The sequence below is a fragment of the Candidatus Leptofilum sp. genome (assembly GCF_965223525.1).
Lineage (GTDB): Bacteria > Chloroflexota > Anaerolineae > Promineifilales > Promineifilaceae > Leptofilum.
Genome location: NZ_OZ245005.1, coordinates 1,053,849 through 1,079,751, shown reverse-complemented (window position 1 = coordinate 1,079,751; position 25,903 = coordinate 1,053,849). Strand labels below are relative to the sequence as shown.

Here is a 25,903-nt window from a genome sequence, read left to right as displayed (position 1 = left end):
CCTTACAACGTTGAAAGATTCCTCGTTGCACTCGGAATGACAAATGAATGAAAATTGAGGTAACTTATGAACAAAAAACGAATATTGACAGGAGACAGGCCCACAGGAAAACTCCATTTGGGCCATTATGTGGGTAGTATCGTTAATCGTGTACGGTTACAAGATGAATATGAAAGTTTTTTCATCATTGCTGATTTGCATGTATTGACGACAAAAAACAGTAAAGACGACATTTTTGAGATGCGTCAGAATATGACGGAGATGGTGATAGATTATCTGGCTTGCGGCATTGATCCAGCCAAGTCTGTCATCTATTTGCAAAGCGCTATCCACGCTGTGTATGAGATGAACCTCATCTTTGAAATGTTGACAACTGTGCCGCGTTTGAGCCGCTTACCTTCCCTCAAGGATATGGCACGGGCGGCACATTTGAATGAAATGCCCTTTGGCTTGTTAGGCTACCCAGTGCTGCAAGCGGCCGATATTCTGATGCCGCGTGCCCATTTGGTGCCGGTCGGTAAGGATAACGAGTCTCATGTAGAAATTACTCGGGAACTGGCACGGCGGTTCAACTACCTTTATGGTGAAACATTGCCTGTGCCTGAGGTGTTGGTTGGGGATGTACCCACGCTAGTGGGCACAGACGGGAAGGCCAAGATGAGTAAGAGTTTAGGCAATGCCATCCTCTTGAGCGATGATTCAAAAACAGTCGCCAAGAAGATACGCAATATGTATACAGATCCCAAGCGCGTTCATGCTGATATTCCTGGTACGGTGGAAGGCAATCCCGTCTTTGTTTATCATGATGCTTTTAATCCCGATAAAGCGGAGATAGATGACCTAAAAACGCGTTACCGATCGGGCAAGGTTGGTGATGTGGAGGTTAAAGAGAAGCTCACCGTGGCGATTAACAACTTTCTTGATCCCATCCGTGAAAAACGGGCGGAAATTGAGGCGGACAGTGGTTTGGTGGAGCAGGTCATTTACGAGGGAACAGTTCGCATCAATAAAGAAGCAGAGGCAACGCTGTTAGCCATGAAAAAGGCGATGGGCTTGACGGGAAATTGGAACAAGATTAGCCGCAAGGGACGTAAGCGGCTAGAAAAGAAGGGATCGGTGATGGGGGAAACGGCCGTTTCCCAAACAAACTAACCTTATTCCTGGGGAGTGGACAAATGGGCATCCTCAGATGCGAAGAGTCAAGCTAGCACGTATCTCAGGATACCGGACTAAAAGATGAAAAAACGGGTTCAGCGTCTTGCGATTTTTCTGTTGATAGTTGGTTTATCTGGCTGTGGTCTTGGCAAGTTCAACGCGGATGGTTTTGAGGCGTCTGAATTTACGTTTGAGCACCCGCTAGGCTGGGAAGTGATTTACGACAGCAAATCAACCTGGGTATTGCAAGATATTGGGACGATAAGTGTAGATGAGAATGATGATTTTACAGGGTTCTCTCCATCAACAGTCGGAATCGGGTTCCAAATTTATAATCAAGAGGAGCTTATTGGCAAAACACCTTTAGAAATTTTGGTGAATCGTGAGCTTTTGATCAATGAGGCTTGGGCCGCTTTTGAAGAAAGTGATGAGGATAGAGGGGTGCAATTTAACGTGGATGGTTTGCCGCCGTCGGTAAATTATTATCCCAAAATGATCCAATCCCCGTCAATCATCCAAATTTGTGACAAAGAAGTCACTGTTATGGAGTTTGAATTCTTTATGAGCAATGATCCGCCGATTCCTTTTTTAAATAAATATGAAGCATTTGCTGTCATTGACAATCAGTTTATCCAAATTGATGCCTTTCCTGCTTACACAGATAAAGAAGAACTTGATCATGTTTTTGAAGGGGTGATTTGCAGCTTGGAAGTTCACGAGAGCGAGTGAGCTAAGGAATAAATTATGTTAGTTGTAATTGATAATTACGATTCGTTTACCTACAACCTGGTGCAATATTTGGGCGAGCTGGGGCAGGAGATTCAGGTGTTCCGCAATGACCAGGTGACATTGGAAGATATTCGAGCCTTGAACCCAGATCACATCGTCATCAGCCCAGGTCCCGGCGACCCGGATGACGGGGGCATTTCGCTGGACGTTTTGCGTGAGTTTGGGCCAACGACGCCGATTTTTGGGGTTTGCTTGGGGCATCAGTGTATTGGTCAGGCGTATGGTGGCAAGGTGACACGCGCGCCGCGACTGATGCACGGCAAGGTTTCAAAAGTTTACCACAATGGAGCTGGCGTGTTTTCTGGTGTGCCAAGCCCGTTTAACGCGACCCGCTACCATTCGCTCATTGTGGAGGAGCCAATTCCCGATGATTTGGAAGTGACGGCGTTTACCAGTCAGGGTGAGGTGATGGGTGTGCGACACAAGGCGTTCCCCACCGTAGGGGTACAGTTTCACCCGGAAAGCATCCTGACGGAGCATGGCAAGCGCATTTTGCAGAATTTTCTTGAGCGACGGTGACCCTCCCCTCAATCCCCTCCCACAGGGAGGGAAAGGGAGGGGGAGGCAAAATTGACGTTTTTTGAATGTCGATTTACGATCCCCTTTGCTTTGAAAATATTGGCTAACATGCATTTTTTGTATGTTTTGAAGGAATTTTATGAGTGTAAAACACGGATTTGAGCTGTTACGCGAAGAAGAAATTGAAGAACGGAATACGACAGCCCGCCTTTACCGCCATGTTAAGAGCGGGGCGGAGTTGCTTTCCTTAGAGAATGATGATGAAAACAAATCGTTCGCTATTGCCTTTCGCACGCCGCCGGAGGATTCGACTGGCTTGCCGCATATTATGGAGCATTCAGTGCTGGGTGGGTCTAAAAAATACCCGCTGAAGGAGCCATTTGTAGAGCTGGTGAAGGGGTCGCTGAAGACTTTTTTGAATGCGTTTACCTCGGCAGACCGGACGACTTACCCAGTAGCCAGTACCAATGAACAGGATTTTTATAATTTGGTGGATGTGTACCTGGATGCGGTGTTAAATCCGTTGATTACGCCGAATCATTTGGCACAGGAAGGGTGGCATCTGGAGCTGGAAAATCTTGAAGACCCGCTGATTTACAAAGGTGTGGTGTTTAATGAGATGAAGGGGGCGTATTCCTCGCCAGAGGGGGTGCTATATCGCCAGATTAAGGGCTCGATGTTCCCAGAGAATGCGTACCGGCATGATTCGGGTGGCGACCCTGAGGTGATGCCGAATCTGACGTATGAGCAGTTCCGCAGTTTTCATGAGACTTATTACCATCCGGCCAATTCGCGGATTGTATTTTATGGGGACGATGATCCGGATAAGCGTTTGGCGATGGCTGATAGTTATTTGCAGGCATTTGAAGCAGTAGATGTGTCGGATACGGCCGTTCCCATCCACCCCCCCTTCGAAAAACCGCAACGTTTCACCTTCCCATATTCCGTTGAGGCCGACGGTGAAAACAGCGAAAAACATTATGTGACAGTCAATTGGGTGCTGCCTCCTAACGACGATGATCTGGTGTTGCGACGTGCCTTGAGCGTTCTGTCCGTCACGCTACTAGGCACGCCTGGATCGCCGCTGCGAAAGGCGTTGGTTGATTCTGGCCTGGGGGATGATGTGATCGGTGGCGGTTACTCTGGCCGCCTGCGCCAGGGAACCTTCTCTGTGGGAATGAAAGGTGTCAAGGCCGAAAATATTGAGGCTGTGGAGCGGCTCGTTTTGTACACGCTGCGTAAATTAGCCGACGGTGGGTTTGAGCCAGAAGCTGTGGAAGCGGCCGTTAACAGTATCGAATTTAGCCTACGAGAAAATAATACCGGGGCGTTTCCCCGCGGACTCAGCCTGATGTTCGGAGCCATGTCTACCTGGTTTTACGATCAGGACCCCCTGGCACCGTTGAAGTTTGAAGGGCCGTTAACGGCCGTAAAAGAAGCTATTGTCAATGACTCCATGTATCTGCCAGGCCTCATACATACCTATTTACTCAAAAATAACCATCGCGGCACGGTGATTTTGGAGCCTGACCCAACGTTGCAGCAGCGGCAAGAAACGGCCGAACAAGAAAAACTGGCCGCTATCAAAGCGCGCCTCAACGAGGCACAGCTCAATGACATTATTCGCCAGACGCGGGAGCTGAAAGCATTGCAAGAAAAGCCGGACAGCCCAGAAACCATAGCCATGCTGCCCAGGCTGATGCTGGACGATTTGGACAAAGAAAACAAGCCGATCCCCACTAAGCAGACCAAAGCGGCTGGTGTGCAGACATTTTACCATGATTTGTTCACCAATGGCATCGTTTACCTGGAATTGGGGATGAATATGCACGCGCTGCCAGCCGATTTGCTGCCTTATGTGAAGCTGTTTGGCCGCGCTTTGGTGGAAATTGGTACCGAGACGCAGGATTTTGTGCAGCTCCAGCAGCGAATCGGCCGTTCCACTGGTGGTATCTACCCCACCACCTTCCTCTCTGCCAAGCGGGGCGAAGCGGACGCAGCCGCATGGCTCTTTTTGCGCGGCAAAGCGGCCATGAGCCAGGCGCAGGAGATGCTGGACATCATGCGTGATGTGCTGCTGACGGTGAAGTTGGATAATCAGGAACGATTCCGCCAGATGGTGCTCCGGGCAAAAGCCAGTGTAGAGTCTGGCTTGGCACCGAGTGGTCATGCGGTGGCAAATCGTCGCTTACGCAGCTACTTTACAGAATCCTCCTGGGTGGCGGAGCAGATGAACGGTATTGAATACCTCTTCTTTTTGCGCCGCCTGGCGGAGCAGGTGGAGGCGGATTGGCCGTCGGTGCTGGCAAAATTAGAAGCGGTGCGATCTATTTTGGTTAGCCGCCAAAATATGTTGGCGAATGTGACCTTGGATGACGAAAATTGGCAACTGTTCCAGCCGCAATTGGCGAACTTGCTGGCGCAGATGCCGGATGTTCCGGTGGAGATGGCAGTGTGGGATTGGCAACGGCCGTTCCAAAACGAGGGTCTCACCATTCCTGCAAAGGTTAACTACGTGGCTAAGGGCGGCAATCTGTACGATCTAGGTTACCAGGAGCATGGTTCTGTGGCCGCTATTGTGAACTATTTACGCACCAGCTACCTGTGGGAAAAAATTCGGGTGCAGGGGGGTGCGTATGGCACGATGGTGGGCTTTAGCAACTACACGGGCATTCTCAGTTACTACTCTTACCGCGATCCCAACCTGTTGCAAACGCTAGATGTGTATGACAATGTGGCTCAATTTTTGCAGCGCGGCATTTCGGATGATGATTTGACCAAGAGCATTATCGGGGCGATTAGCGCCATTGACCGTTACCAACTGCCAGATGCCAAAGGGCGCACTGCGATGAACCGGCTACTCATCAACAGCAGCGACGAATATCGTCAGCAAATGCGCGACGAAATTCTGGGCGCAACGGCCGCTGATTTTGTGCGCTTCGGTGAGGCGGTAGCCGCATTGCCAAACGCTGAAAATACAATTGTCACGGTCCTCGGTTCGGCCGAGGCGATGAAAAAGGCAAATGAGCAAAAACAAGGAGATTGGCTAACAATCACTAAAGTTTTGTAAAAAATGTAACTATAAAGCCTCTCGAGCTGTGGCCGGCGTCTCGCCGCGCCACCTAGCGGCGGCTAGAGCACTTGGATAGTTGCAATAAAATTTGGGAGAAAAAAATGAAACGTTTGTATTGGTTACTTTTACTTTTAATCTTGATGTTGGCAGCTTGTGGGGGCGCAACGGCCGAACCCATCGCTGAAAGCAACGAAACAGTTGCTTCTAATGAGGTAGAAACGGCAGAAAACGCCGAAACGATCACAAATTCTGAGGCTGGGTTCTCTATTACTTTGCCAGACAATTGGACATCAGTGGAGCCTTCTGCCGCTGCCTTTGCCCAAATTGGCGACACGGTAGGGCAAGGGGAGGCATTGGCGCATCTGACCGACGCGTATGTGCAAGCGTTGCTAGCTAGCGGGTTAGAAATTTATGCGCTAAACGAAGATGATGCTTCGTTAAATAGTGCCGTGCCGGTTTCCATCCAGATTATCCGGCGGGATGCGCCTGTTAGTCTGACTTTGGCTGAATTGGTGAACGAAACGGCCGTACAGCTAGAATCTATCCTCGATCTCACCACCAATCTGGAGCAAGCTCCCGTTACCCTCAGCGGCAGCGAGGCCATTCAGTTGCGCTACACGATGCAGGCGCAAACGGCCGTTGGCGGCAGCGCAGAGGTTCACAACACGCAATATTACCTTATCAACAATAGCGCTCTCTATATTATTACCATTGAGATGGCGCGTGGGCTGGTGAGTGATTATTTGATGGAAGTGGAAACGGCCGTGGAAACCTTCCAGCTATCTTCTAACGAGTAATTTCTTGTTACGTTGTATCCTCCCGCAGGTTTGCCTACAGAAGGTGGTAGTTAATAAAACCTGCGGGAGGTTTGCTTTTGAGGAGAAAGAGCATGGAGATTAAAGAAGCGATTGGGGCGGTGATCAACGGCCGTAACCTCACCCTAGAACAAGCCGAAGCCGTCATGGACAGCATCATGAGCGGCGGCGCGACTGATGCCCAAATTGGCAGCTATCTCACCGCCCTGCGAATGAAGGGCGAAACCGTTGCTGAAATCGCAGGTAGTGCCAAATCCATGCGCCGCCACGTCGTCTCCGTCAGCATCCCCGGCCTTTCCGCAGATGAAATGATTGTTGATACTTGTGGCACTGGTGGCGATGGCAAACATACGTTTAACATCTCCACAACGGCCGCTTTCGTGGTAGCAGGTCACGGTGTAAGAGTGGCCAAACACGGCAACCGTGCCGCCAGCAGCAAGTCCGGCTCGGCCGACGTGCTCATGGCGCTGGGCGGCAACCTCGACCTTAATGCGGAGCAGGTGGCAGAATGCATTGACGAGGTAGGTATTGGCTTTTTGTATGCCGTAAAGCACCATCCCGCCATGCGCTTTGCCATTGGCCCACGCCGCGAAATTGGACAGCGCACTATCTTCAATGTGCTTGGCCCGCTGACCAACCCGGCCGGGGCTACTCACCAACTCATCGGCGTATACGACCCGGCACTAACAGAGCCGCTGGCGCAGGTGCTGGGCGAGTTGGGCAGCAAGGCTGCCTTCGTCGTCCACGGTGCAGATGGTCTGGACGAACTTTCTACCACTGGCGCGAACCGCTTGAGCCACTGGCACAACGGCCGTGTGACAACCCGCGACTTTGATCCGCTAGAGCTAAATTTGCCACGCGCCACCATTAATGATTTTGCTGGCGGCTCACCGGAGGAAAATGCCAAAATCACCCACGATATCCTTAGCGGCAAAGACAAGGGGCCACGCCGCGACATCGTATTGCTCAACGCGGCCGCTGCCCTTAGCGTGGAGTGCAACGACTGGCCCGCTGGCCTCGCCGAAGCTCGCGAGGCGATTGACAGCGGTGCAGCCCTGGATACGCTCAATCGCTGGATCGAAAAAACCAATCGTGTCTGAAATTCCTTACAAAACAGATCGGCATGGCAGTGTTTGGCCGGAGATGGCTGCTTTTGCTTCTGATTCTGAAAGCTTTGCGGCGCAGTTGACGGCCGTTTTACACCAATGGCAGACGGCAAATTATCGGTTTGTTTGGCTGCACTTTCCTGTGGAGAAGGCACATTTGATCGGCTCGGCTGCGGCGCAGGGATTTGCGTATCATCATGTGGAAGGTTCAACGCTAACCATGCTCAAATGCCTGGTTCCAGATGCCGAAGGGCCACCGGATGCCTCGCATTACGTGGGCGTTGGCGGAATCGTGATTAACGGCCGTAACGAACTCCTCACCATCCGCGAAAAATATTTTGACGGCCGTCCTGCCTTGTACAAATTTCCTGGTGGGTTTGTCTGCCCTGGTGAACATTTAGCGGCGGCGGTAGTGCGCGAAGTTTGGGAGGAAACGGCCGTAAAGACCCAATTTCGTAGCCTGGTTGGGGTGCGTCACTGGCATGTGAATCGCTTTGGCAAATCAGACCTCTACTTTGTCTGCCGCCTAACGCCGCTAACGGAAGAAATACGGCCGCAAGAATCGGAAATCGCTGAGTGTGTTTGGATGCCAGTTGAGCAGTTTTTGCAGCACGAGGAAGTGAGTGTATTTAACCGAAATTTTGCAGAATTGGCCATTAAGAGATCAGGTTTGGCAGCAACTGCGTTCGACGATTACCCTGGTCTAGCACGGCAAGAGGTAATTGAACTGTTTTTGCCTTATTCGTAGGAAAGTAAATCTATGAGCGTCACCAAATTAGCTCAACGTCGGGGGACGATTCTTGATGAAATTATGACCTTCCATCGGGAAAATTTGCCCAAAATTATGCGCGAAGTGCCGCTGGCTGACTTGCGCGCCCTGGCCAGCGTTGCGCCGCCTACGCTGGATTTTTACGCTGCGCTGAAAAAACCGGGCGTGTCGCTCATTGCCGAGTGTAAAAAGGCATCGCCCAGCAAGGGGCTGATGGTGCCCCATTACAACGCCGCCGACCTTGCCAAAACGTATGCTAAAGCTGGAGCTGGCGCCATTTCTGTTCTCACAGACGGCCGTCACTTTCAAGGCTCTCTGGCTGATATGCGAGACGTCAAAGAAACAGTCTCCAGTCTCAAGCCCCCAATCCCCGTCCTCCGCAAAGATTTCATCTTCCACCCCTACCAGGTGTACGAGGCACGGGTGGCTGGAGCGGATGCTTTGCTGTTGATTACGGCCGTTCTTAGCGACACCGATCTCAAGGAGCTGCTAGCCTTGACGCATCGCCTGGGTATGAATGCGCTGATTGAAGTGCATACCGAAGAGGAAGTGGCGCGGGTGTTGCCCTTGCAGCCGCGCATCGTCGGTGTGAACAACCGAAATTTGCAAACGTTTGAGGTGGATTTTGAGAACACAGCTCGGCTGCGGCAGCAAATCCCGGCGGAGGTGGTGGCTGTGGGGGAGAGTGGCTTGAAAACGGCCGTTGACGTGCAAAAAATGGCTCAAATTGGGGTAGATGCCATTCTAGTTGGGGAAACACTGGTGAAGAGCAAAAACGTATCTAAAAAAGTGGCAGAATTTGTGCGGGCGGGACGGCCGTTCACACGTTGACAAATTCGCAAAATTGGGTATGCTACTAACCGCCCACCACCAAAGTGGTTTAATATTTTGAATCAGTCCAAGAATCCGGTAGAATTCGGGTTCTTGTTTTTTTGCCTGTACTCTGTTGAGTTCAATTACACGCAATGAAAACAGGTGGAATTTCGGAAATAGAGGAACGATTATGGCGCGCAAATGTAAACTCACTGGCAAAGGCCCAATGTCTGGCAACAATGTCTCCTTTTCGCAAAAGAAGACAAAACGCCGCTTTTTGCCTAACATCCAGACTAAGCGAATTTATGTACCAGAACTGGATCGGCATGTACGTGTAAAAATGTCTGTTCGGGCAATGCGTACTGTAGACAAAATTGGCCTGATGCCATATTTGAAAAAGCAAGGCTTGACGTTGAAAGACGTTGTGTCCTAAGGAGTAAGACGCATGGCAAAGAAAAAAGGTGTACGCGGCGTTATTAAATTACGCAGCACAGAAAGCCATCATGTATACTACACGCAGAAAAATCGGCGCAATGACCCCAATCGCCTTGAGCTAAAAAAATATGATCCGACGCTGCGTCGGCATGTGCTGTACCGCGAAACGCGCTAAAGCTATCTATCTAACTCATGTTACGCAGTCCAAGACTACAAAAGTCTTACTCAGTCTGGCAAGTACCTGAAATGCGGCCAAGACTTTTGTAGTCTCCCTAGATGAAGTGCGTAACATTAGTATCTAAGTAAAAACAAACCAGCCTGAAATTTTAGCTTCAGGCTGGTTTTGCGTTTCAAAAAAGTAAGCCTCCCACAAACAAGTGGGAGGCTTCTTGCGTTGTGCGATGAGTGAGTATGGTGGGCAGGTGATCGAATGAGCAGCAAATGTGCCAACCAACTTGGTGACAATACAAACAGTGACGCATTGATTGGCCAGCTTCTTTACAAGAGGCTGCCGCGCTCGCAACGGTGTTGGTTCTGCGTACTTTTAAGAATACGGTAGGGTGGCTCCCCGCCGAGAGCAAGCTCATTTTGCTGTCTCTCGATTCGATCACCTTGTCAGTAGTTTACGTCCTTAATTTCACAAACTCAATGGGCAAAGGGAGGCAGTCCTGTGGTCACGGTAGACAATGATCGGTAATCAGTGATCAGTAATCGGTTTTTGGGGGGAGGTTTGGATGATTTTCGTGAGCCCAGCAATGAGGGGCGTGGTGGCTTGCCAGTTGATTTGCTGTTCTGTTTGCTGGGCGTCGGCAATTTGGACGGATTGTTCGCCGGGGCGATTGGGAAGAGCACCAATTAACGGCCGTCCCGCACCCCCAACTATCTTATAAATCTGTCGAACAACCTTCGTCACACTGGTAGCCACGCCGCTGCCCAATTCGACCGTATCTGCTGGGGCTAAATTTGCCTCCAGCATGGCCCACAAACCGGCAACTAGATCGTCAATGTAGAGCCAATCCCGCTGCTGGGTGCCGCTGGTCATAGGGAAATCCTGCCCGGCCTTTGCGGCGGTAATGGCGGCGGGGATGAGGTTGCGCGGGTTTTGGTCAGAGCCGTAGGCTTGGAAGATCATCGCGCCGTGGATGGGCCATTGGTGGGTACGGCCGTACATCTGGCAAAAGTTCCAGGCAGCAGCTTTGCTGGCGGCGTACACGTTCATGCTGGTGCGCTCGCCGGGGGTGCGAGCCACGATGAGCCGCTGCGTGCTTTGGCACTTTTCAAAACAGGCACGGATGAGGTTGAGCGTGCCGTTGAGGTTATGCCGCAGCGCCGTGTCTAATCCTAAAAATGGATCCGTGACGCCCGCAGCAGCCAGATGGATGACGTGGGTTGGTCTAGCCTCGGCAATGGCGCGGCTGGTGAGCCGGAAGTTACGTAAATCGGCGTAAACCGTGTGGAGTTGCTGGCGGATGGCTTGGAGGGGTGGGGGAAACGGCCGTAAATCCACATGGCTATACACTTCCCGCACCAAAACGGAGACCTCAACATCTGGTTGCTGTACCAAAAAAGGCACCAGCACCTGCCCTATAAAACCCGTTGCACCTGTTACAAGAATCTTCACGAGAAACTGTGGTAGGGGCAGGTCTTAGACCTGTCCCTACAAGAGGTGTAGAAATTGCCGATACCAGGCCATTGTTTCGGCGAGACCGCTTTCTAGCGTGTACTGCGGCTCCCAGCCGAGCAGGCGGCCTGCTTTGTCAGAGTTGAGGTATTGGTCTTGAATTTCGTTTTCCACCTCGTCCAAAATGATGGGTTCCAGGTTGGGATGGTCGGAGACGCAGATGATGGTTTGCACGACGTCCAGCGCGGTTTCGGGGTGCCCCATGCCAAAGTTAAAGGCTTCACCACGCAGTTCTGGCTTGCCAATTTGCTGAGCCGCCATCAGGTAGCCGCGCACGGCATCCTTCACATAGACAAAATCCCGCTTAAACGTGCCGTCTGAACGAATAATCGGCCGTTCCCCCAGCAAAACGCTGCGAATGGTGCCGGGCAGAATGCGGTTCCAGTTGAGATCGCCACCGCCGTACAGGTTGGCACAGCGGGTGACGATGACGGGTAGACCGTAGCTGTGAGCGTAGCTTTGCGAAATAAGATCGGCACAGCTTTTGGAGACATCGTAGGGATGCCGGCCTTGCAGTGGGGCGGCTTCGTGGTAGGGAAGCTCTGGCTGGTCGCCGTAGGCTTTGTCGCTGCTGGCGATGATGACGCCTTCAACGGTGGAGTTTCGTCGGGCAGCCTCCAGCAGCAAGTAAGTGCCGCGAATGTTTGTCTCGAAGGTGGAGAGGGGGGCGCGGTTGGCGATAGTGACGATGGTTTGGGCGGCAAGGTGAAAAACGACTTCGACTTCGTATTCGGCCAGGGTGCGTTCTAGCAAATCATAATTGCACAAATCGCCACGCACGACGGTGATTTGTGCAATGGCACCGGAGCGCACGAGTTGGGATTGCGGCACCTGATCCCGGATGAGCCCGATGACATCGGCACCCATGTTTATGAGTGCATCGGTAAGCCAGGAGCCCAGCAGCCCGGTACAGCCAGTGATGAATACGCGTTTTCCTTGCCAATCGTTACTGTTCAAAGTTTTTCTCCAAAATTACCAGACTTGCCACGGCCGTTTCTTTTGCCACGCCTCTTTCAATGTGAGCGCATCCTTGAGCGTTTTCATGGATTGCCAGTAGCCGGTGTGTTGGTATAGCATGAGCTGTTGCTGCGCGGCCAATTGGGGCATGATGTCTCGCTCTAAATCCAGATTTTCCCGATTTTCGGTAAGGATGCGGTTGAGAACGGCCGTTTCAAACAACATGAACCCCCCATTGACCCAATAAGGTAGGGTTGGCTTCTCAATAAATTCTGTAATTTGGCCATCGGCATTTGCTTCTACCTTGCCGTATTGCGAGCGAAATTTGATGCCCGTGATGGTAGCCAGCTTGCCGTGCTGTTCGTGAAATTGTACCAGTGTATCCAGATTGACATTGGCCACTGCTTCGCCGTAGGCAACAAAGAAACGGTCGTCTCCCAAATAATCGGCCACCTTTGCTAGCCGCGCCGCCCGTTCGGTCTCTAATCCAGTATCTACCAACGTCACTTCCCAGGGAGGATGCTCATATGCGCCGCTGAAGATGACGTGGGGGTGGCTGTTGCCGCTGGCGGGGTCGGCCAGATTGATGGTAACGTCGCGGGTCATCGCTTCATATTCTAAAAAGTAGCGGCGCACCTGATCTGCCTGATGCCCCAATGCCAAAATGAAGCGATTATGCCCATAGGCCGAAAAAATTCGCATGACGTGCCAGAGCAACGGCCGTCCGCCGATGTCGATCAATTCCTTCTTGGTGAGCGTGTTTCCCATGCGCGTGCCCTGTCCGCCGCACATGATCACGACTGGGATGCCTGACATTTCCGTGTGTCAGTATTCAGTGTTCAGTAGGTCAGTATTCAGATTGCCACTGATTACTGATTACTGATTACCGATTACTGAGATTTCTCCTTTTGCTGCTCTGACTCCACCGCCGCCCGCAAATTCTTCACAAACGGCGGGTACACAATGCCCGCTTCGGTGACGATGCCGGTCACATAGCGATGCGGCGTGACGTCGAAGGCGGGATTGCGGGCGGTGATGCCCACTGGAGCGATTGTTTTGCCAAAAACTTCCAATACCTCTTCGTCGCCGCGCTCCTCGATAGGAATAAGATCGCCGTGTTCCAGCTCTAAATCAACCGTGCTGGTGGGGACGACTGGGTAGAACGGCACGCCGTTTTCTTTGGCGACGACGGCCAGCTTGTATGTGCCGATTTTATTGGCGACATCGCCGTTTGCGGCCGTTCTGTCGGAACCAACCAGCACAATGTCTACCTGCCCGGTACGCATGAAGTGTCCGGCGGCGTTGTCGGCGATGAGGTCGAAGGGAATGCCGCGCTGGTGCAGTTCCCAGGCGCTGAGGCGTGCGCCTTGTAGCCGCGGACGGGTTTCATCCACCAAAACGTGAATTTTTTTGCCTTGCTCGTGGGCGGCAAAAACGACGCCTAGCGCGGTGCCCCAGTCCACTGTGGCCAGCGCGCCGGTGTTGCAATGGTGCAAAATGGTGTCGCCGTCGCTGATCAGTTCTGCGCCGTTGTAGGCCATGCGCTTGTTCAAGGCCACATCTTCATCTGCCAATTTTTGGGCTTCGGCCAAGATGGCATCCCGGACATCATCCACGCTCTCCAATTCTTCGTTGGCAGCCACGCGCAGCATCCGGTGCACGGCCCAGGCCAGGTTGACGGCCGTTGGTCGGGCGGCGTTGAGGGTGGAAGCGGCCGTTTCCAAATCACGCAGCAAAGCCAGTCGGTCGGTGGCGGTGGATTGCCGCGCCGCCAACGCCATGCCAAACGCCGCCGCTGCACCGATGGCCGGTGCGCCCCGCACGTACATTTCGGTGATGGAACGGGCAACTTCTTGGTAGTCGGTAAACTCAGCGATGACAAATTCCCAGGGCAACTGCCGCTGGTCTATCATCTTGGTATTGTGGGAATCAGTGTCCCAAAAAACGGTTCTCATGGTGGCCTCGAATGTGAATGCAAATTGCGCTTGCCAATTTCGGGCGGGATCATAGCACAGCCGGGAACCGACTGCCACAGAGGATACCACCAGGATTTGGAATGGGATAAGAAATTTTTAAAGTAGCAAAATTAACTGGGCATTGTTTCTGATGTCAGACATTCTAGGTTGCATAAAATCAGAGGGTATATTACCATTTGCCATTGATTCTCTTGGATTCCGAAAGATGTAGCAAAAAACTCAATAGGTGGTCTAATGCAAGTAATCAGGTTGCTCCTTTATGCTTTTGCAGTTCTTTTAGCTATATATGTTATTGTCAAGATCATTAGAGATAAAAAGTTGACTGCAAGCGATGGTCTTGCATCATTGGGAATTGTTGTGGCTATTATTCTTGCTCAGCCGCAAATTGATCCACCTTTAAGGGACTTCCCTATTCCAATTGCTAAGTACTCAAATGATAATATTCGGAGATTGTTTCCAGAATTTCCCATTGGTGAGATTGAGATAAGAAATACGCGTTTCCTTATTCCTGAAGAACAGAGTAAGGTTAGTACTAGATGTGCAAGTTTTCCAGAATGGGAAAGCACGTATGAAATATTTCACGACAGGATTGACAATCCAGAAAGCGTGCGCATCTTAATTGCTGCAGGAAATACCCAGTCAAATCTATTCTTTGGAGAAAAAATAGGTGAAATCGAGTTGATTTTTGAGGATTATTCAAAGGAAAAATATGAATTAATTTTGGGCGATAATATTAGAGAATGGAGGTTTGAATCAGAAGAAACGGTAATTGAGGCTGCCAATAATAATCCAACAACAAGAGTAGATGAGGCTTATCGTGGGTTGATTTTTGAAGGTAATGAAATTGGAATTCTCGATTTACTTATCTTAACTCAAGTTGCTACCTTAAAAATATGGCTGACACTCTCAGCCAGAACAAATAATGCGATTTTCAGCTCAAAGCCTGCGGCTGTGACTGCATGAATGCTCCTCGGCATCCTGCGTGCAATGGATGACCCTGTCGTCTCCACAATCTTGCGATGCAGTTTTATCCAATAAGTGCGCCACGGTGGATACGGCCGTTTGCTGTTTTTCTTGCGTACAGGACATAGTTTCACCTGTCTTGTCTCATTGATTAAGTCTTCCATGGCATAATCATTGTAGATTTTGTCTGCATAGATTTCTGAACCCGTCGGTAGGTCAAACTGAAAGGAGCGCAGGTGAGTCACATCGCTTTCAGAACCCGGTGTTAGGAAGAACTCAACTGGTTGACCCTGACTGGTGACCATCAAATGTAGTTTGAGTCCATAGAAGTAGCGGCGTTTGCTCGCAATCTTGCCGCGATACTTCTCTTCTCGATAGAGACGACAGCGGCGAATGCGCCAATTGTCACACACCACAATAGGAAAGGTATCGATCACGTAAATCGAATCGCTACTGACCCCTTTCCAGTGGGCGCCCAACATCTCGATAAAGGTCACGATGTAATGGCTCACTCGATGCAGACGACGTGAATACCGACTTTTGCTCAACATGGTTGGTATGTAGCCGCCTTGATGCAAGAAGGCACGGGCAAGTTCATAATTGCCGCTAAAAAACAGAGCAGCCACGATTGCTGTGGTGATGACCTCGGAATCGTTCATGCGGCATTGACTGTTTTCATGATGACCTAAACCAAGCAAAAGGTCGTTAACCAGCGTGTAAATCGCTACAATTTGTTCGTCCATGATTGTCCTCGTAAAAATGGTTTGGTGGTTCAAACCCACTTTACTTGGCTTTCATGGACTTCACCATTTTTGACTGTTAAGGTAGCAACTTAGGTTATCTTAGAAATCCCTAAAAATAGGCAAAAAGATAGTTTAATAGGTATTGTTTTTAGGGACGTTTCCTTGCAAGAAGTTGATTCTGAGAATCCTTGCTTCTTTTTTTCTGGAATTACAGTGAGAGCTCGAAATTGATATGAACTTCATATTTTTTTAACTGTAAATAGTATACTGTAGCCATGAAATATTATTTACCTTGATTCTTAGTTGGGTCACAAAATGATGCATCGGTTACAAAAGTCTGCCAGACTTTTGTAACCTCCTCTTTGCATAACAAAAACTCCGCGCAAACGATAGAATATTCCCTCTTGACATTGGCAGACTGGTTCTGTTATATTATAACTGGTTATAACCAGTTATAAGCGAGTGTGAGATGAAGCTGGATAAAAATAGTCCCGTCCCGTTATATATTCAATTTAAGGAACTTCTACTGGCCAAGATCGAGTCGGGTGAATGGCGTCCCCAGCAAAAATTGCCCTCAGAACGAACCTTGTGCAATGAATATGACATTAGCCGAATTACGGTGCGGGAGGCAATTAAGGAATTGGTGCGGGATGGCTTGGTTGAGAGCGTGCCTGGCAAGGGCAGTTTTGTCAGACACAAGACTGTGGCCGAATACAAGCCGATTAACAGCTTCACGGTAGCCACGCAAATGCAGGGCCAGGTTCCCAGCAGCCGCCTTATCAATCAAGAAATCATTTATGCTGCTACGGGCCTGGTTCGAGAGTTAGAGATACCGCTGAACACAAAGGTCTTGATGATTCATCGGGTGCGCTTGGCCGATGGTGAGCCGCGTGTTATCCAGAAAGCTTTTGTGCCTTTATCTTTCTGCCCAACTTTGCTTGACCATGATTTTGAGAAGGAGTCGTTGTATCAGGCCTTAGAAACTGAGTGCCAACTTGTTTTGGCCAAAGTAAAAAGCTCGTTTGAGGCGCGTTTAGCCGATGAAATGGAAGCGCAAATGCTGAAGCTGACCCCTCCAACGGCCGTATTGGTCACGCGGCAAACAAATTATCTGGCAAACGGCCGTCCTGTTGAGTATTGTCGCTCTGTGTATCGTGCCAACGAACGTTTTTATTTGAGTTAGCGGTTCAACTGTTGTGTCCAACTGCATAGCTGTACTTGACTGAGCGTCAGTTCGGTTCAAGGCAATGGGCAACCTCATAGGCGGTTGGCTATTGTTCAACGCGCCACTTGTACCTTTCAGGAGAGGAGAAAATGTTGTGGAATTATGCTGTTTGGCGGCGATACGGCCGTCTTTGCCTAGCGCTGCTTGTGGGTTTGGGCGCAGTCACGGCGCTTGGCAATTTTGTTAGCGGTTACTTTGAACAATCTGAAGCAGGAAGTGGCAGCATTCTTTATGTGGCTCCGGCACCTGTTGGTCAGGATACGGCCAATACCTGTACTGATCCTGACAATCCATGCGCTACTCTCCAACATGCGATTGACAATGCGGTTCCTGGCGACGAAATTCGTCTGGCCGAGGGCGTTTTTAGCGATTTGGAGACAATAAATGGTCTGGATCAGATTGCAACCATTGATATCTCATTAACCATTCGGGGGGGCTACAGCTCCACAAACTTTGTTCAGAGCTTCCCCCAAACACAGACAACTGTTTTGGATGCTCAAATGCTGGGTCGCGGGTTGGTAGTTACGGGGGCGGTAACGGCCGTTATCGAAAATATCACCATCCAAAATGGGGATGCAACGGGACAAGGTGGTGCCAATCCCGGTGATGGCTGCGGCGACGCTGGCGGGGGCATTTTTGTGCAGGGTGCCACGATCAACCTGACAAATAATATCGTGCAAAGCGGTTTAGCTTGCGAAGGTGGCGGCATTTACATTGTAGACAGTCCGCAGGCTGTTCTAGTGGACAATCACATCCTCCAAAATCATGCCTACGATGTGGGTGGCGGTCTAAATATCGTTGGGGGTAGTGGGGCGCAGGTACTCAACAATATTATTGAGCAAAATGTAGCCAAACAAAATTTGGCGGCATCAGGTCAAAAGCATTGTGGCGGCGGATCAATTTTCAACAATAGCGACGCCCAAATCATAGGCAACGCAATTTTTGACAATAGCGCATCGAATAACGGCGGCGGATTTTGTTTGAACACGGCACACAATGCGCTGGTGAACAATAACCTCATTTATGCCAATTTCAGGCTGCCAGGCTATGAAGGCGCAGGGGCAGGTCTCATAGTTCAGGATAGCGATTTTGTGCAGATTATCGGCAACGCTATTTACCAAAATGGTGGCGCAGACCCCGGAAATTTGGGAACGCTCAGGGGTGGTGGTCTGGCAATTGGTTCGTCTGATTCGATTTTGATTCGCCAGAACCTTATTTACGACAATACCGCAACTTTGGGCGGCGGGGCTTATTTTTCTAATTCCAACTCTGTGGAACTGCATTCTAATATTTTGCGTCAGAATGTTGCTCTGGACATGCCCTACAATGACCAAGGGATTGGAGGCGGCATTTATGCGGTCAGTAGTGACATTGAGAGCTTTAACAGCGTGCTCCTTGAGAATACGGCCGATATGGCAGCTATGGGAACAGGTGTTTACCTTAGGGAAGCTACTTTATCGCTGCAACACCCCACCATTGCCGGTAATGACCCGCTTGCGGGGACGGCCGTTTTCATTTCAGACACGCTTTCGACCCTGACCATCACCAACGCCATCGTCGTGAGCCAGGCCGTTGGGATTGATGCTTCCGCTGGCGGAACGGCCGTTGTTCTGGATGTGCTTTGGTATGCCAACGGGCAAAACACAGCTGGCAGCGTAACCGTAACGGAAGAAATGACGGCCGATCCCCAATTTGCCGCTGATGGCTACCATCTAAAGATCACCTCCCCAGCTATCAATCAAGCAACGCCCTCAGAACTCACCACAGATGTAGATGGCGGTGGGCGGCCCTCTTGCACCTCGTTACCTGATCTCGGTGCCGATGAACGCCACTGTGTACATATTCCAATTGTACTGAGAAGTAATAAGGATGGTTAACATGAAAAAAGAATCAACTCGTCCAGCTTTTCTATTTATCAGCCTTCTTCTGGGATTTGGTTTGCTGGTACTGAACATCGCCTTCGTTGCACAGAGAGCACCAACCGCAGTAGCTGCCGAGTCTGGCACCGCGCCACAAATTGATCTGCTTTCCTGGGAAGGGACAGAAAATCCATTCTGGTTTACCTTCAGAGTTTTTGAGGCAATGCCTAATACAACCTACACTGTCACCACCATTCACCACACCGACATTCCCTATCCTCAAGCAACGTTTACAGTGACGACAGATGCGGCCGGTCTTGCCTCTGGTCGCGTGTGGAGTGCCTGTATGTACAACGATGCCTTCACCGGGACGGCCCGCATTAGTTTGGGGCAGAGTGGCACCGAACTGGCCGTATCCCCAGACCTGGACTGCCAAAATCTGAGCGGCGTAGCTGATTTTGGCTCCAATCTAGCCACAAAACCATCTGAAATTTCATGGATTTACAAGCCGGGTTCTGGGAATATTGAGATTTGGCTAGAGGATCGAGACGGCCGTTCCAATCTAACCGGCAGTGGACGGATTCTTTCTGCACAGGGGTACGATAGCGGGAATTTGCCATTGAGTGACGGGGGAAACGGCCGTTACACCCTAACCTGGACACCGCCCAACAACCCCGATGTCCTGTACCGCGTGCAGCTTACCCTGGACGATGCCAGCGGCGGACACAGCGGCATAGATGGCTTTATCAAAATGAGCGGGCGTTCAGCTTGGATTTGGGGTGAGGCCAATGAAACTGGCAATCCAGAAATTTGGGCATTGCTTACCAATGGTGACTTCAACGGCAATGGTTTGGGTGACCGGGATGAGTGGTTGGCATTTTTTGATGCGCCGCACGGTGACGAATCCGCCTACGCGTCAGCTGCCTACCTCTCCGTCTATCCTTACATCAACCCGACGGGTTACACAGAGGCCGAAGCCTTTCAGAACTTCCTGACGGTTGCCCATCAAAATGGGCTAAAAGTTGAAGCGCTTACCGGCACTTTTGAATGGGTAAACTCAGATGCGCTATTGCAGGAAGGCAAAGATACTTGTGATGCGATTCTGGCTTTCAACCAAGCGGGGGCAACCGCTGCCGAACGGTTTGACGGCATTCATTTAGATGTGGAACATGATGTTTGGGAAGAAGACAATCGCTGGAATCGTTTTCTAGAGCTGCTTGCCTACTGCCGCGCAGCCATTGATGTGTACAACCAGACCCATGATCCCATCATTCTCAATGCTGATATTCCGCCCCGCTTTGTAACCGGAGCCCACAATAGCGGCGAAATCATGTCAAATTGGGACGTGATGATGCAGCTAGATGTGCTTACGCTGATGGATTACCGTGATTATGCTGACGTGCGTTGGGACGGCCGTACCGACGGCATCTTGCATTGGGCAGAAGGATTCATAAATGATGGCAACGCACTGGGAGTCCCTGTCATCATTGGCCTGGAGCTAACGCCAAACAGTTATGATCATGTAACATTCCAGGAAGAATGCACTGGCTATATGGAACAGGAATTAGAGGCGGTTGCCCTGGCTCTAAGCACAAGTTGGGCGTTTCAGGGGTTTGCCCTGCATGATTACGCCTGGTGGCAGTTGAATCAATGTCGGGTTTATTTACCAGCTATCAATCGCTAAGATTTACTCCCGTTGTGAACGAAATGATTGGCAACGGCCGTCGCATTCAGTAAACTCGAATCTTGTGTGAGAAAGATTGTGAAAAGAAAATTTAACCTTGTAACTACTGTTGCGCTTTATATGATGATTTGTTGGTCGCTTACGGCCTGTACAGTGGCTGAAACTCCATTGCCTCCGACGCCAGTTCCACCAAGATCATATGAAAATCTTCCGAAGCCAGGGGTTGTTGATTGTAATGTGGATTCTCGCTTTCTTCAGATGCCAATAAATCTTTGGAATCATGAAGCACGATTTCCACTGGATCCCGCCAATTCAAATCCAGATCGAGGTGGAAACGCTGGGACTGTAATGTTTTGCCAGGAGATTGTTGTACTTGACTTCGCATGGTCACTATATTTCGAAGAATTTTGGTTTCTCATCGAAACGCCAGATGGAACTCAAGGTTGGATGTCAGGGGAATATATTGTTTTGCAGGATGAGTAGAGAAAAGTCTCAGATCTGCCCCGCTTGCCGTGAATCTTCAGTTGTTTGTTAAAATGATTTAGGTCAATTGCCGTTGTGCCAGAATCTGCTGTAAAAATTTTAGCTTGTCAGCAAGATTGCCACCAACTTCTAGCTGTACTTTGATAGCCGCTACAAACAAGTCCAAATCGCGGCTAGCGGTGCGTTGAACCCAATTGTCGAGAGTAGGCAGCAGAGGTGCCTCAGTTTCGAGCGCATCCAAAATTAGCTGGGCTTCAACGGTGATGGGTCGGGGCAAATCCTGCGCCAAAATGCCAAATGATTGGCGAATGTTGTAGCCGGAACGCAGCGCAACTTCAAAGTGTCGCATGAGGTCTGGTAGCTGTTGTTCAAAGCTGGTTGCTGTTTGCATCAAAAATCCTCCTGAACCGCGCTCATTGTGGATTATGTTAGAATACGGCCGTTTCCACCAAAAACTAGCATCGGAGATTTCCGTGGGATTTAAAGATGAGCGTCTCATTTATTGTTGCCCTGTGTGCCAAGATGGGTTTGGGGTGTACGGCCGTTCCCTAAAATGCACCAACAACCACAGCTACGACATTGCTAAAGAGGGGTACGTGAATTTGCTGCTGGCCAACCAAAAACGCTCGCTGCAACCGGGCGATAATCAAACGATGGTGCGCCATCGGCGGCAATTTTTTGACACAGGTTTGTATGAGCCGCTATCTGATAAAATAAATGAAATGGTGGCCGATCTTGCAAACCAATCTGGGCCAAACAAGCGACTGGATTTGCTGGACTCTGGCTGTGGCGAGGGATATTTTTTGCATCGGTTGGGGGCGTTTTTTGTGGAGGGGAAACGGCCGTCCTCCCTCCACGGTATTGACATTTCTAAATTTGCTATCAAAGCTGCCGCCAAGCGCGACAAATTGGTGAATTGGGCGGTGGCGAGCAGCTATGATTTACCGATTTTGCCAGATTCTATGGATGTGGTGCTGAATGTGATGGCTCCGTTTGATCCGGCGGAATTTGGGCGGGTGTTGAAGGGGAACGGCCGTGTTTTGCGCGTAACCCCCGGCCCAGAGCATCTTTTTAGCCTGCGGCAGCACATCTACCCAAATCCAGAAAAGCATCCGCTACCCAGCAACGAATTGGCAGGCTTCACATTTTGCGACAGCCAACGAGTGCAGTTTGTGCGCCATTTGCAAAATGAGCAGATTCAAAGTTTGTTTGTGATGACGCCCTATTCCTGGAATGCCTCTGCTGAAACCCGCGAAAAAATCATGTCGTTGCCTGAGCTAAACATTACAGTTGATTTTGTGCTCACTTTGTTTCAAAAAGCCAGTTCCAGCAATCTTCCACTTTGACCCCCTTCTAACGAGTTGCTAGAATCGCGCTGTGCGAAAAATAGCTCCGTTTAAGCGATTTCTCTTTTTTTCCAGCAGCCGCTGGTTTACGCCCGGTATGGGATTAAAGCGTTGGCTCCTGTTGTTGGGAGTGGGAACGGCCGTTGCCAGCCTCGGCCTTGTCAATTTGCTCTTCTTGCTGGAACGGCAAAGTTGGCTCCCCATCTCGGTTTATGATGTGCTGACGCTGCAATTTTTGCCTGCACCGTGGCAGATTATTTTGCCATTGCTGTTGGGTGGGGTGCTGATTCTCATTGGCGTGATGCGTTTAGGCCGAACGCTGACGGCTCCGTTCCAAATACCAAATGACAGCGTGGCCGAGCGCATTTACGAACACAGCCGCCGCCGTCGTGGGCCAAACATTGTGGCCATTGGTGGCGGCACGGGGATGCCTGGCCTGCTGCGTGGCCTGACAGAGTACACGCGCAATATCACGGCCATCGTGACGGTGGCGGATGATGGGGGCAGTAGCGGCCGTTTGCGACGGGAGTTTGGTTTGCTGCCGCCGGGGGATTTTCGCAACAACATTGCCGCCTTATCGCGGGATGAGGCGTTGATGACACAGGTGTTGCAATATCGCTTTGGGGCAGCCATTGGCGACAATGGGCATTCGCCGTTGCAGGGCCATGCCTTTGGCAATTTGCTGTTGGCGGCACTCACGGGCATTACGGGCAGCTTCGATGAAGCGCTGTTGGCGGCGGAGCGGGTTTTGGCGTTGCGCGGTCGGGTGCTGCCCTCTACCCTGGCGGATGTGGTTCTGGCAGCAGATATTTTGCTGCCAGATGGCACGCTACAGCGGGTGGTGGGGGAGAGTAAGATACCGGAGGTGGACGGCCGTATCCAACAAGTAACCCTCCAACCTGACAACGTGCGGGCCTACCCTGCCGCGCTGCAGGCCATCTTCCAAGCTGACCTAATTGTGATGGGGCCGGGCAGTTTGTATACTAGCATTTTGCCCAATTTGCTGGTGCCAGACCTGGCCGAAGCGCTGCTGCATGCCCGCGCCCCAAAGATTTATATTTGTAACCTTGCCACACAGCCCGGAGAGACGGATAATTACAGCGTGGCTGATCATGTAGTCACCCTTTTCCAACACATTCCCACTGGCTGCCTGGATTTGGTTCTCGCCAACGATAACCTGTCCATTCCCCCGGATCGGGGCGGCGGCAACACAATTTACGTTCAGCTAACCCCGCCGGACAATTTGCCGATGGTTACGGCTGATTTGGTAGATGAAGCCCGACCCTGGCGGCATGATGGCGCAAAACTGGCACAAGCGGTGATGCGTCTGCTATCGTGATACCTGGCACCGTTCAGCATGACATTCGACCCTGAACGGTAGTTGGTGTCCGAGGTACAATATTTTAGTTTTGAAGAATTTCACTAAAGGAGAAATCCATGACAGTTAAAATTGGTATCAATGGGTTCGGCCGAATTGGCCGACAGGTTTACAAGGCAATTTACGAGAATTATCGGGACGTGCTGGATGTTGAGGGCATCAATGATTTGTGGCCCGTAGAAACCAACGCCCACATGCTGAAATATGATTCGACCTACGGCCGTTTCCCCGGTGAAGTCGAAGCCAAAGATGGCAGTATTTACGTGGATGGCGAAAAGCTGAACACCTTCGCCGAGCGCGACCCTGCCAAGTTGCCCTGGGGCAAGTTGGGCGTAGACATCGTGCTGGAATGCACCGGTGTCTTCCGTGATCGGGATAATGCCAGCAAACATCTGGATGCGGGTGCTAAGAAGGTCATCATCTCTGCACCGGGTAAGGGGATGGACGCCACTTTTGTGTTGGGCGTTAACGAAGAAACATATGATCCGGCCAAGCACCACATCTTCTCTAACGCAAGCTGCACCACCAACTGTTTGGCACCTGCGGCCAAGGTGCTGCACGAATCATTTGGCATTGAACATGCGCTGATGACCACGATTCATGCCGTGACCAACGGCCAGGCCATTCTGGACGTGGCTAGTAAGGATTTGCGTCGGGCGCGGACTGCGTTCACGAACATCATCCCCACCACCACCGGCGCGGCTAAAGCAGTGGGCCTAGTATTGCCAGAGCTAAACGGCAAGATCAACGGTATGGCGATGCGGGTTCCTGTGGTGACGGGCTCTGTTACAGACATTACGGCCGTTCTTTCCAAGAACACCACCGTAGAAGAAGTAAACGCTGCCTTCAAAGCTGCTTCTGAGAGTGGCGGCTGGCTGGGCAAGGTTCTTGATTACACAGAAGACCCAATCGTCTCTAGCGACATCATCGGCCATCCGGCTTCCTCTACCATTGACGGTTTGGCTACCGACATGATGGGCGGCAACATGGTGAAGGTTGTCACCTGGTACGATAACGAATGGGGCTACTCAGTTCGTTTGGCTGACCTGACGGCCTTTGTAGCAGGGAAACTGTAAAATTGTTTTGCCAGACCTGTCAGGTTTTACAAACCTGACAGGTCTTTTTACAAATGGAACTAAAAGAACTGGAAGCCCGGATGCACGACTTTGTACGCAGCAAGGGCTGGTACGACCCCGATTCCCCAAAACCGCAAACGCCACGAAATTTAGCTGCTTCGCTAGCTATTGAAGCTGCCGAAATATTGGAGCATTTTCAGTGGCGTGAAACGATTACCCAGCCAGAAGAGTTGGCAGGTGAGCTAGCGGATGTGGCCTTATACCTGTTGCAGTTGGCCAGTATCAGTGGCATCAATCTGGAAGAAGCAATTTTGCAAAAGCTAGCAATTAACCAGCACCGAGAATGGCCTGACCCATGAAGATTTTGGCGGTCAGCGACCGAGTGATGGAGCAGCTTTACTGTGCTGATGTGCGTCAAAAGTATCCGGACATCGATCTCATTATTGGTTGTGGCGACCTGCCCTTTTACTATTTGGAATTTTTAGTATCGGCATTAGATCGGCGATTGGTGTATGTGCGTGGCAACCACGACAAGGGGCCACAATACACGGTTGAGGGGCGCATTTTAGAGCAGGTAAATGGGGGGGATGATATTCACGGCCGTTCCGTGCAGCGTGAAGGGTTGCTTTTAGCCGGACTGGAAGGGTCAATGCGCTACCGTCCCCATGCCCCGTTTATGTATTCCGAGCCAGAGATGCGCTACCAGGTGGCCCAACTGTTGCCGCTGCTGCTGAAGAATAAATTGCGACACGGCCGTTTCCTGGACATCCTCGTTACTCATTCCCCGCCTTTTGGCATCCACGACAAGCCAGATATTCCCCACACGGGCTTCAAGATCATGCGAAACCTGCTGCAATGGGTAAAGCCCCGCCTGATGCTACACGGGCATATTCACATTTACCGCCGGGATACTGTGACGGTTTCAAAATTTGAAGAAACAACTATTGTGAATGTATATCCTTATTGCATCTTGGATTTTAATAATTTGCCCAAACCTGCGGAAAAGCATAGGTAATCACTGACGTTACTCATTGATAAATTTGATTTTCTAGTCCATA

At 50.7% G+C, this 25,903-nt stretch carries 26 protein-coding genes; 19 read left to right on the top strand and 7 right to left on the bottom strand.

Going from position 1 to position 25,903, the window contains the following annotated elements; translation table 11 throughout:
• Positions 1–66: 66 nt before the first annotated feature.
• The 10 genes from trpS (at position 67) to rpmG (ending at position 9,649) form a co-directional block, all read left to right on the top strand.
• Positions 67–1,152: a tryptophan--tRNA ligase gene (gene trpS / locus ACOQPM_RS21645; RefSeq protein WP_420632335.1), complete on the top strand. Its 1,086-nt coding sequence runs from the start codon at positions 67–69 to the stop codon at positions 1,150–1,152.
• An 84-nt stretch (positions 1,153–1,236) separates the two neighbouring features.
• Positions 1,237–1,884: a hypothetical protein gene (locus ACOQPM_RS21640; protein WP_420632334.1), complete on the top strand. Its 648-nt coding sequence runs from the start codon at positions 1,237–1,239 to the stop codon at positions 1,882–1,884.
• A 15-nt stretch (positions 1,885–1,899) separates the two neighbouring features.
• Entirely contained in the window at positions 1,900–2,463 is a 564-nt protein-coding gene (locus ACOQPM_RS21635) for an anthranilate synthase component II (RefSeq protein WP_420632333.1), read from the top strand.
• Positions 2,464–2,602: 139 nt separating this feature from the next.
• A complete protein-coding gene (locus ACOQPM_RS21630) occupies positions 2,603–5,533 on the top strand; it encodes an insulinase family protein (RefSeq protein WP_420632332.1) in 2,931 nt (976 codons plus the stop codon).
• Between the two features lie 104 nt (positions 5,534–5,637).
• On the top strand, positions 5,638–6,333 hold the full coding sequence (locus ACOQPM_RS21625; protein WP_420632331.1) for a hypothetical protein: 696 nt from the start codon (positions 5,638–5,640) through the stop codon (positions 6,331–6,333).
• 92 nt (positions 6,334–6,425) lie between these two features.
• On the top strand, positions 6,426–7,451 hold the full coding sequence (trpD, locus tag ACOQPM_RS21620; RefSeq protein ID WP_420632330.1) for an anthranilate phosphoribosyltransferase: 1,026 nt from the start codon (positions 6,426–6,428) through the stop codon (positions 7,449–7,451).
• A complete protein-coding gene (locus ACOQPM_RS21615; protein WP_420632329.1) occupies positions 7,444–8,205 on the top strand; it encodes an NUDIX domain-containing protein in 762 nt (253 codons plus the stop codon). Before trpD ends, ACOQPM_RS21615 begins: the two co-directional genes overlap by 8 nt.
• Positions 8,206–8,217: 12 nt before the next feature.
• Positions 8,218–9,057: an indole-3-glycerol phosphate synthase TrpC gene (gene trpC / locus ACOQPM_RS21610; RefSeq protein WP_420632328.1), complete on the top strand. Its 840-nt coding sequence runs from the start codon at positions 8,218–8,220 to the stop codon at positions 9,055–9,057.
• Positions 9,058–9,229: 172 nt separating this feature from the next.
• A complete protein-coding gene (gene rpmB, locus ACOQPM_RS21605; protein ID WP_420632327.1) occupies positions 9,230–9,472 on the top strand; it encodes a 50S ribosomal protein L28 in 243 nt (80 codons plus the stop codon).
• 12 nt (positions 9,473–9,484) lie between these two features.
• On the top strand, positions 9,485–9,649 hold the full coding sequence (gene rpmG / locus ACOQPM_RS21600) for a 50S ribosomal protein L33 (RefSeq protein WP_420632326.1): 165 nt from the start codon (positions 9,485–9,487) through the stop codon (positions 9,647–9,649).
• 522 nt (positions 9,650–10,171) lie between these two features.
• Here the strand turns inward: rpmG and ACOQPM_RS21595 are convergent.
• The 4 genes from ACOQPM_RS21595 to mtnA all read right to left on the bottom strand — a co-directional run bounded on the left by ACOQPM_RS21595 (position 10,172) and on the right by mtnA (position 14,127).
• Entirely contained in the window at positions 10,172–11,095 is a 924-nt protein-coding gene (locus ACOQPM_RS21595) for an NAD-dependent epimerase/dehydratase family protein (RefSeq protein ID WP_420632325.1), read from the bottom strand.
• Between the two features lie 36 nt (positions 11,096–11,131).
• A complete protein-coding gene (locus ACOQPM_RS21590) occupies positions 11,132–12,112 on the bottom strand; it encodes an NAD-dependent epimerase/dehydratase family protein (protein WP_420632324.1) in 981 nt (326 codons plus the stop codon).
• A gap of 15 nt (positions 12,113–12,127) precedes the next feature.
• A complete protein-coding gene (locus tag ACOQPM_RS21585) occupies positions 12,128–12,928 on the bottom strand; it encodes a sugar phosphate nucleotidyltransferase (RefSeq protein ID WP_420632323.1) in 801 nt (266 codons plus the stop codon).
• A gap of 74 nt (positions 12,929–13,002) precedes the next feature.
• A complete protein-coding gene (gene mtnA, locus ACOQPM_RS21580) occupies positions 13,003–14,127 on the bottom strand; it encodes an S-methyl-5-thioribose-1-phosphate isomerase (protein ID WP_420632408.1) in 1,125 nt (374 codons plus the stop codon).
• A 195-nt stretch (positions 14,128–14,322) separates the two neighbouring features.
• Here mtnA and ACOQPM_RS21575 point away from each other — a divergent pair, with 195 nt between their 5' ends.
• Complete coding sequence (locus ACOQPM_RS21575) at positions 14,323–15,051, top strand: hypothetical protein (RefSeq protein ID WP_420632322.1); 729 nt, start codon at positions 14,323–14,325, stop codon at positions 15,049–15,051.
• Here ACOQPM_RS21575 and ACOQPM_RS21570 read toward each other — a convergent pair.
• Positions 14,961–15,794, bottom strand: coding sequence for an IS982 family transposase (locus ACOQPM_RS21570; protein WP_420627622.1), 834 nt, complete (start codon positions 15,792–15,794; stop codon positions 14,961–14,963). The genes ACOQPM_RS21575 and ACOQPM_RS21570 overlap by 91 nt on opposite strands.
• A 469-nt stretch (positions 15,795–16,263) precedes the next feature.
• Here ACOQPM_RS21570 and ACOQPM_RS21565 point away from each other — a divergent pair, with 469 nt between their 5' ends.
• The 3 genes from ACOQPM_RS21565 (at position 16,264) to ACOQPM_RS21555 (ending at position 20,562) form a co-directional block, all read left to right on the top strand.
• Positions 16,264–16,977, top strand: coding sequence for a GntR family transcriptional regulator (locus tag ACOQPM_RS21565; RefSeq protein WP_420632321.1), 714 nt, complete (start codon positions 16,264–16,266; stop codon positions 16,975–16,977).
• A 131-nt stretch (positions 16,978–17,108) separates the two neighbouring features.
• Positions 17,109–18,896 (top strand): hypothetical protein, encoded by a 1,788-nt coding sequence (locus ACOQPM_RS21560; RefSeq protein ID WP_420632320.1) that lies wholly within the window; start codon positions 17,109–17,111, stop codon positions 18,894–18,896.
• 1 nt (position 18,897) lies between these two features.
• Positions 18,898–20,562 carry a hypothetical protein gene (locus tag ACOQPM_RS21555; RefSeq protein ID WP_420632319.1) on the top strand — a complete coding sequence of 555 codons (1,665 nt, stop codon included), beginning with the start codon at positions 18,898–18,900 and terminating at the stop codon, positions 20,560–20,562.
• 139 nt (positions 20,563–20,701) lie between these two features.
• Here ACOQPM_RS21555 and ACOQPM_RS21550 read toward each other — a convergent pair whose 3' ends face one another.
• Both ACOQPM_RS21550 and ACOQPM_RS21545 read right to left on the bottom strand, forming a co-directional pair.
• Positions 20,702–20,947: a hypothetical protein gene (locus ACOQPM_RS21550; RefSeq protein WP_420632318.1), complete on the bottom strand. Its 246-nt coding sequence runs from the start codon at positions 20,945–20,947 to the stop codon at positions 20,702–20,704.
• Positions 20,948–21,103: 156 nt separating this feature from the next.
• Positions 21,104–21,436, bottom strand: coding sequence for a type II secretion system F family protein (locus tag ACOQPM_RS21545; protein WP_420632317.1), 333 nt, complete (start codon positions 21,434–21,436; stop codon positions 21,104–21,106).
• An 82-nt stretch (positions 21,437–21,518) separates the two neighbouring features.
• On the opposite strand from ACOQPM_RS21545, the gene ACOQPM_RS21540 reads away from it, so the two are divergent.
• The 5 genes from ACOQPM_RS21540 (at position 21,519) to ACOQPM_RS21520 (ending at position 25,860) form a co-directional block, all read left to right on the top strand.
• Positions 21,519–22,391, top strand: coding sequence for a putative RNA methyltransferase (locus tag ACOQPM_RS21540; protein WP_420632316.1), 873 nt, complete (start codon positions 21,519–21,521; stop codon positions 22,389–22,391).
• A gap of 31 nt (positions 22,392–22,422) precedes the next feature.
• Complete coding sequence (locus ACOQPM_RS21535) at positions 22,423–23,730, top strand: gluconeogenesis factor YvcK family protein (protein ID WP_420632315.1); 1,308 nt, start codon at positions 22,423–22,425, stop codon at positions 23,728–23,730.
• Between the two features lie 98 nt (positions 23,731–23,828).
• Entirely contained in the window at positions 23,829–24,845 is a 1,017-nt protein-coding gene (gene gap / locus ACOQPM_RS21530; RefSeq protein ID WP_420632314.1) for a type I glyceraldehyde-3-phosphate dehydrogenase, read from the top strand.
• Between the two features lie 53 nt (positions 24,846–24,898).
• Entirely contained in the window at positions 24,899–25,204 is a 306-nt protein-coding gene (locus ACOQPM_RS21525; RefSeq protein WP_420632313.1) for a nucleotide pyrophosphohydrolase, read from the top strand.
• On the top strand, positions 25,201–25,860 hold the full coding sequence (locus tag ACOQPM_RS21520; RefSeq protein WP_420632312.1) for a metallophosphoesterase family protein: 660 nt from the start codon (positions 25,201–25,203) through the stop codon (positions 25,858–25,860). Before ACOQPM_RS21525 ends, ACOQPM_RS21520 begins: the two co-directional genes overlap by 4 nt.
• Positions 25,861–25,903 lie beyond the last annotated feature (43 nt).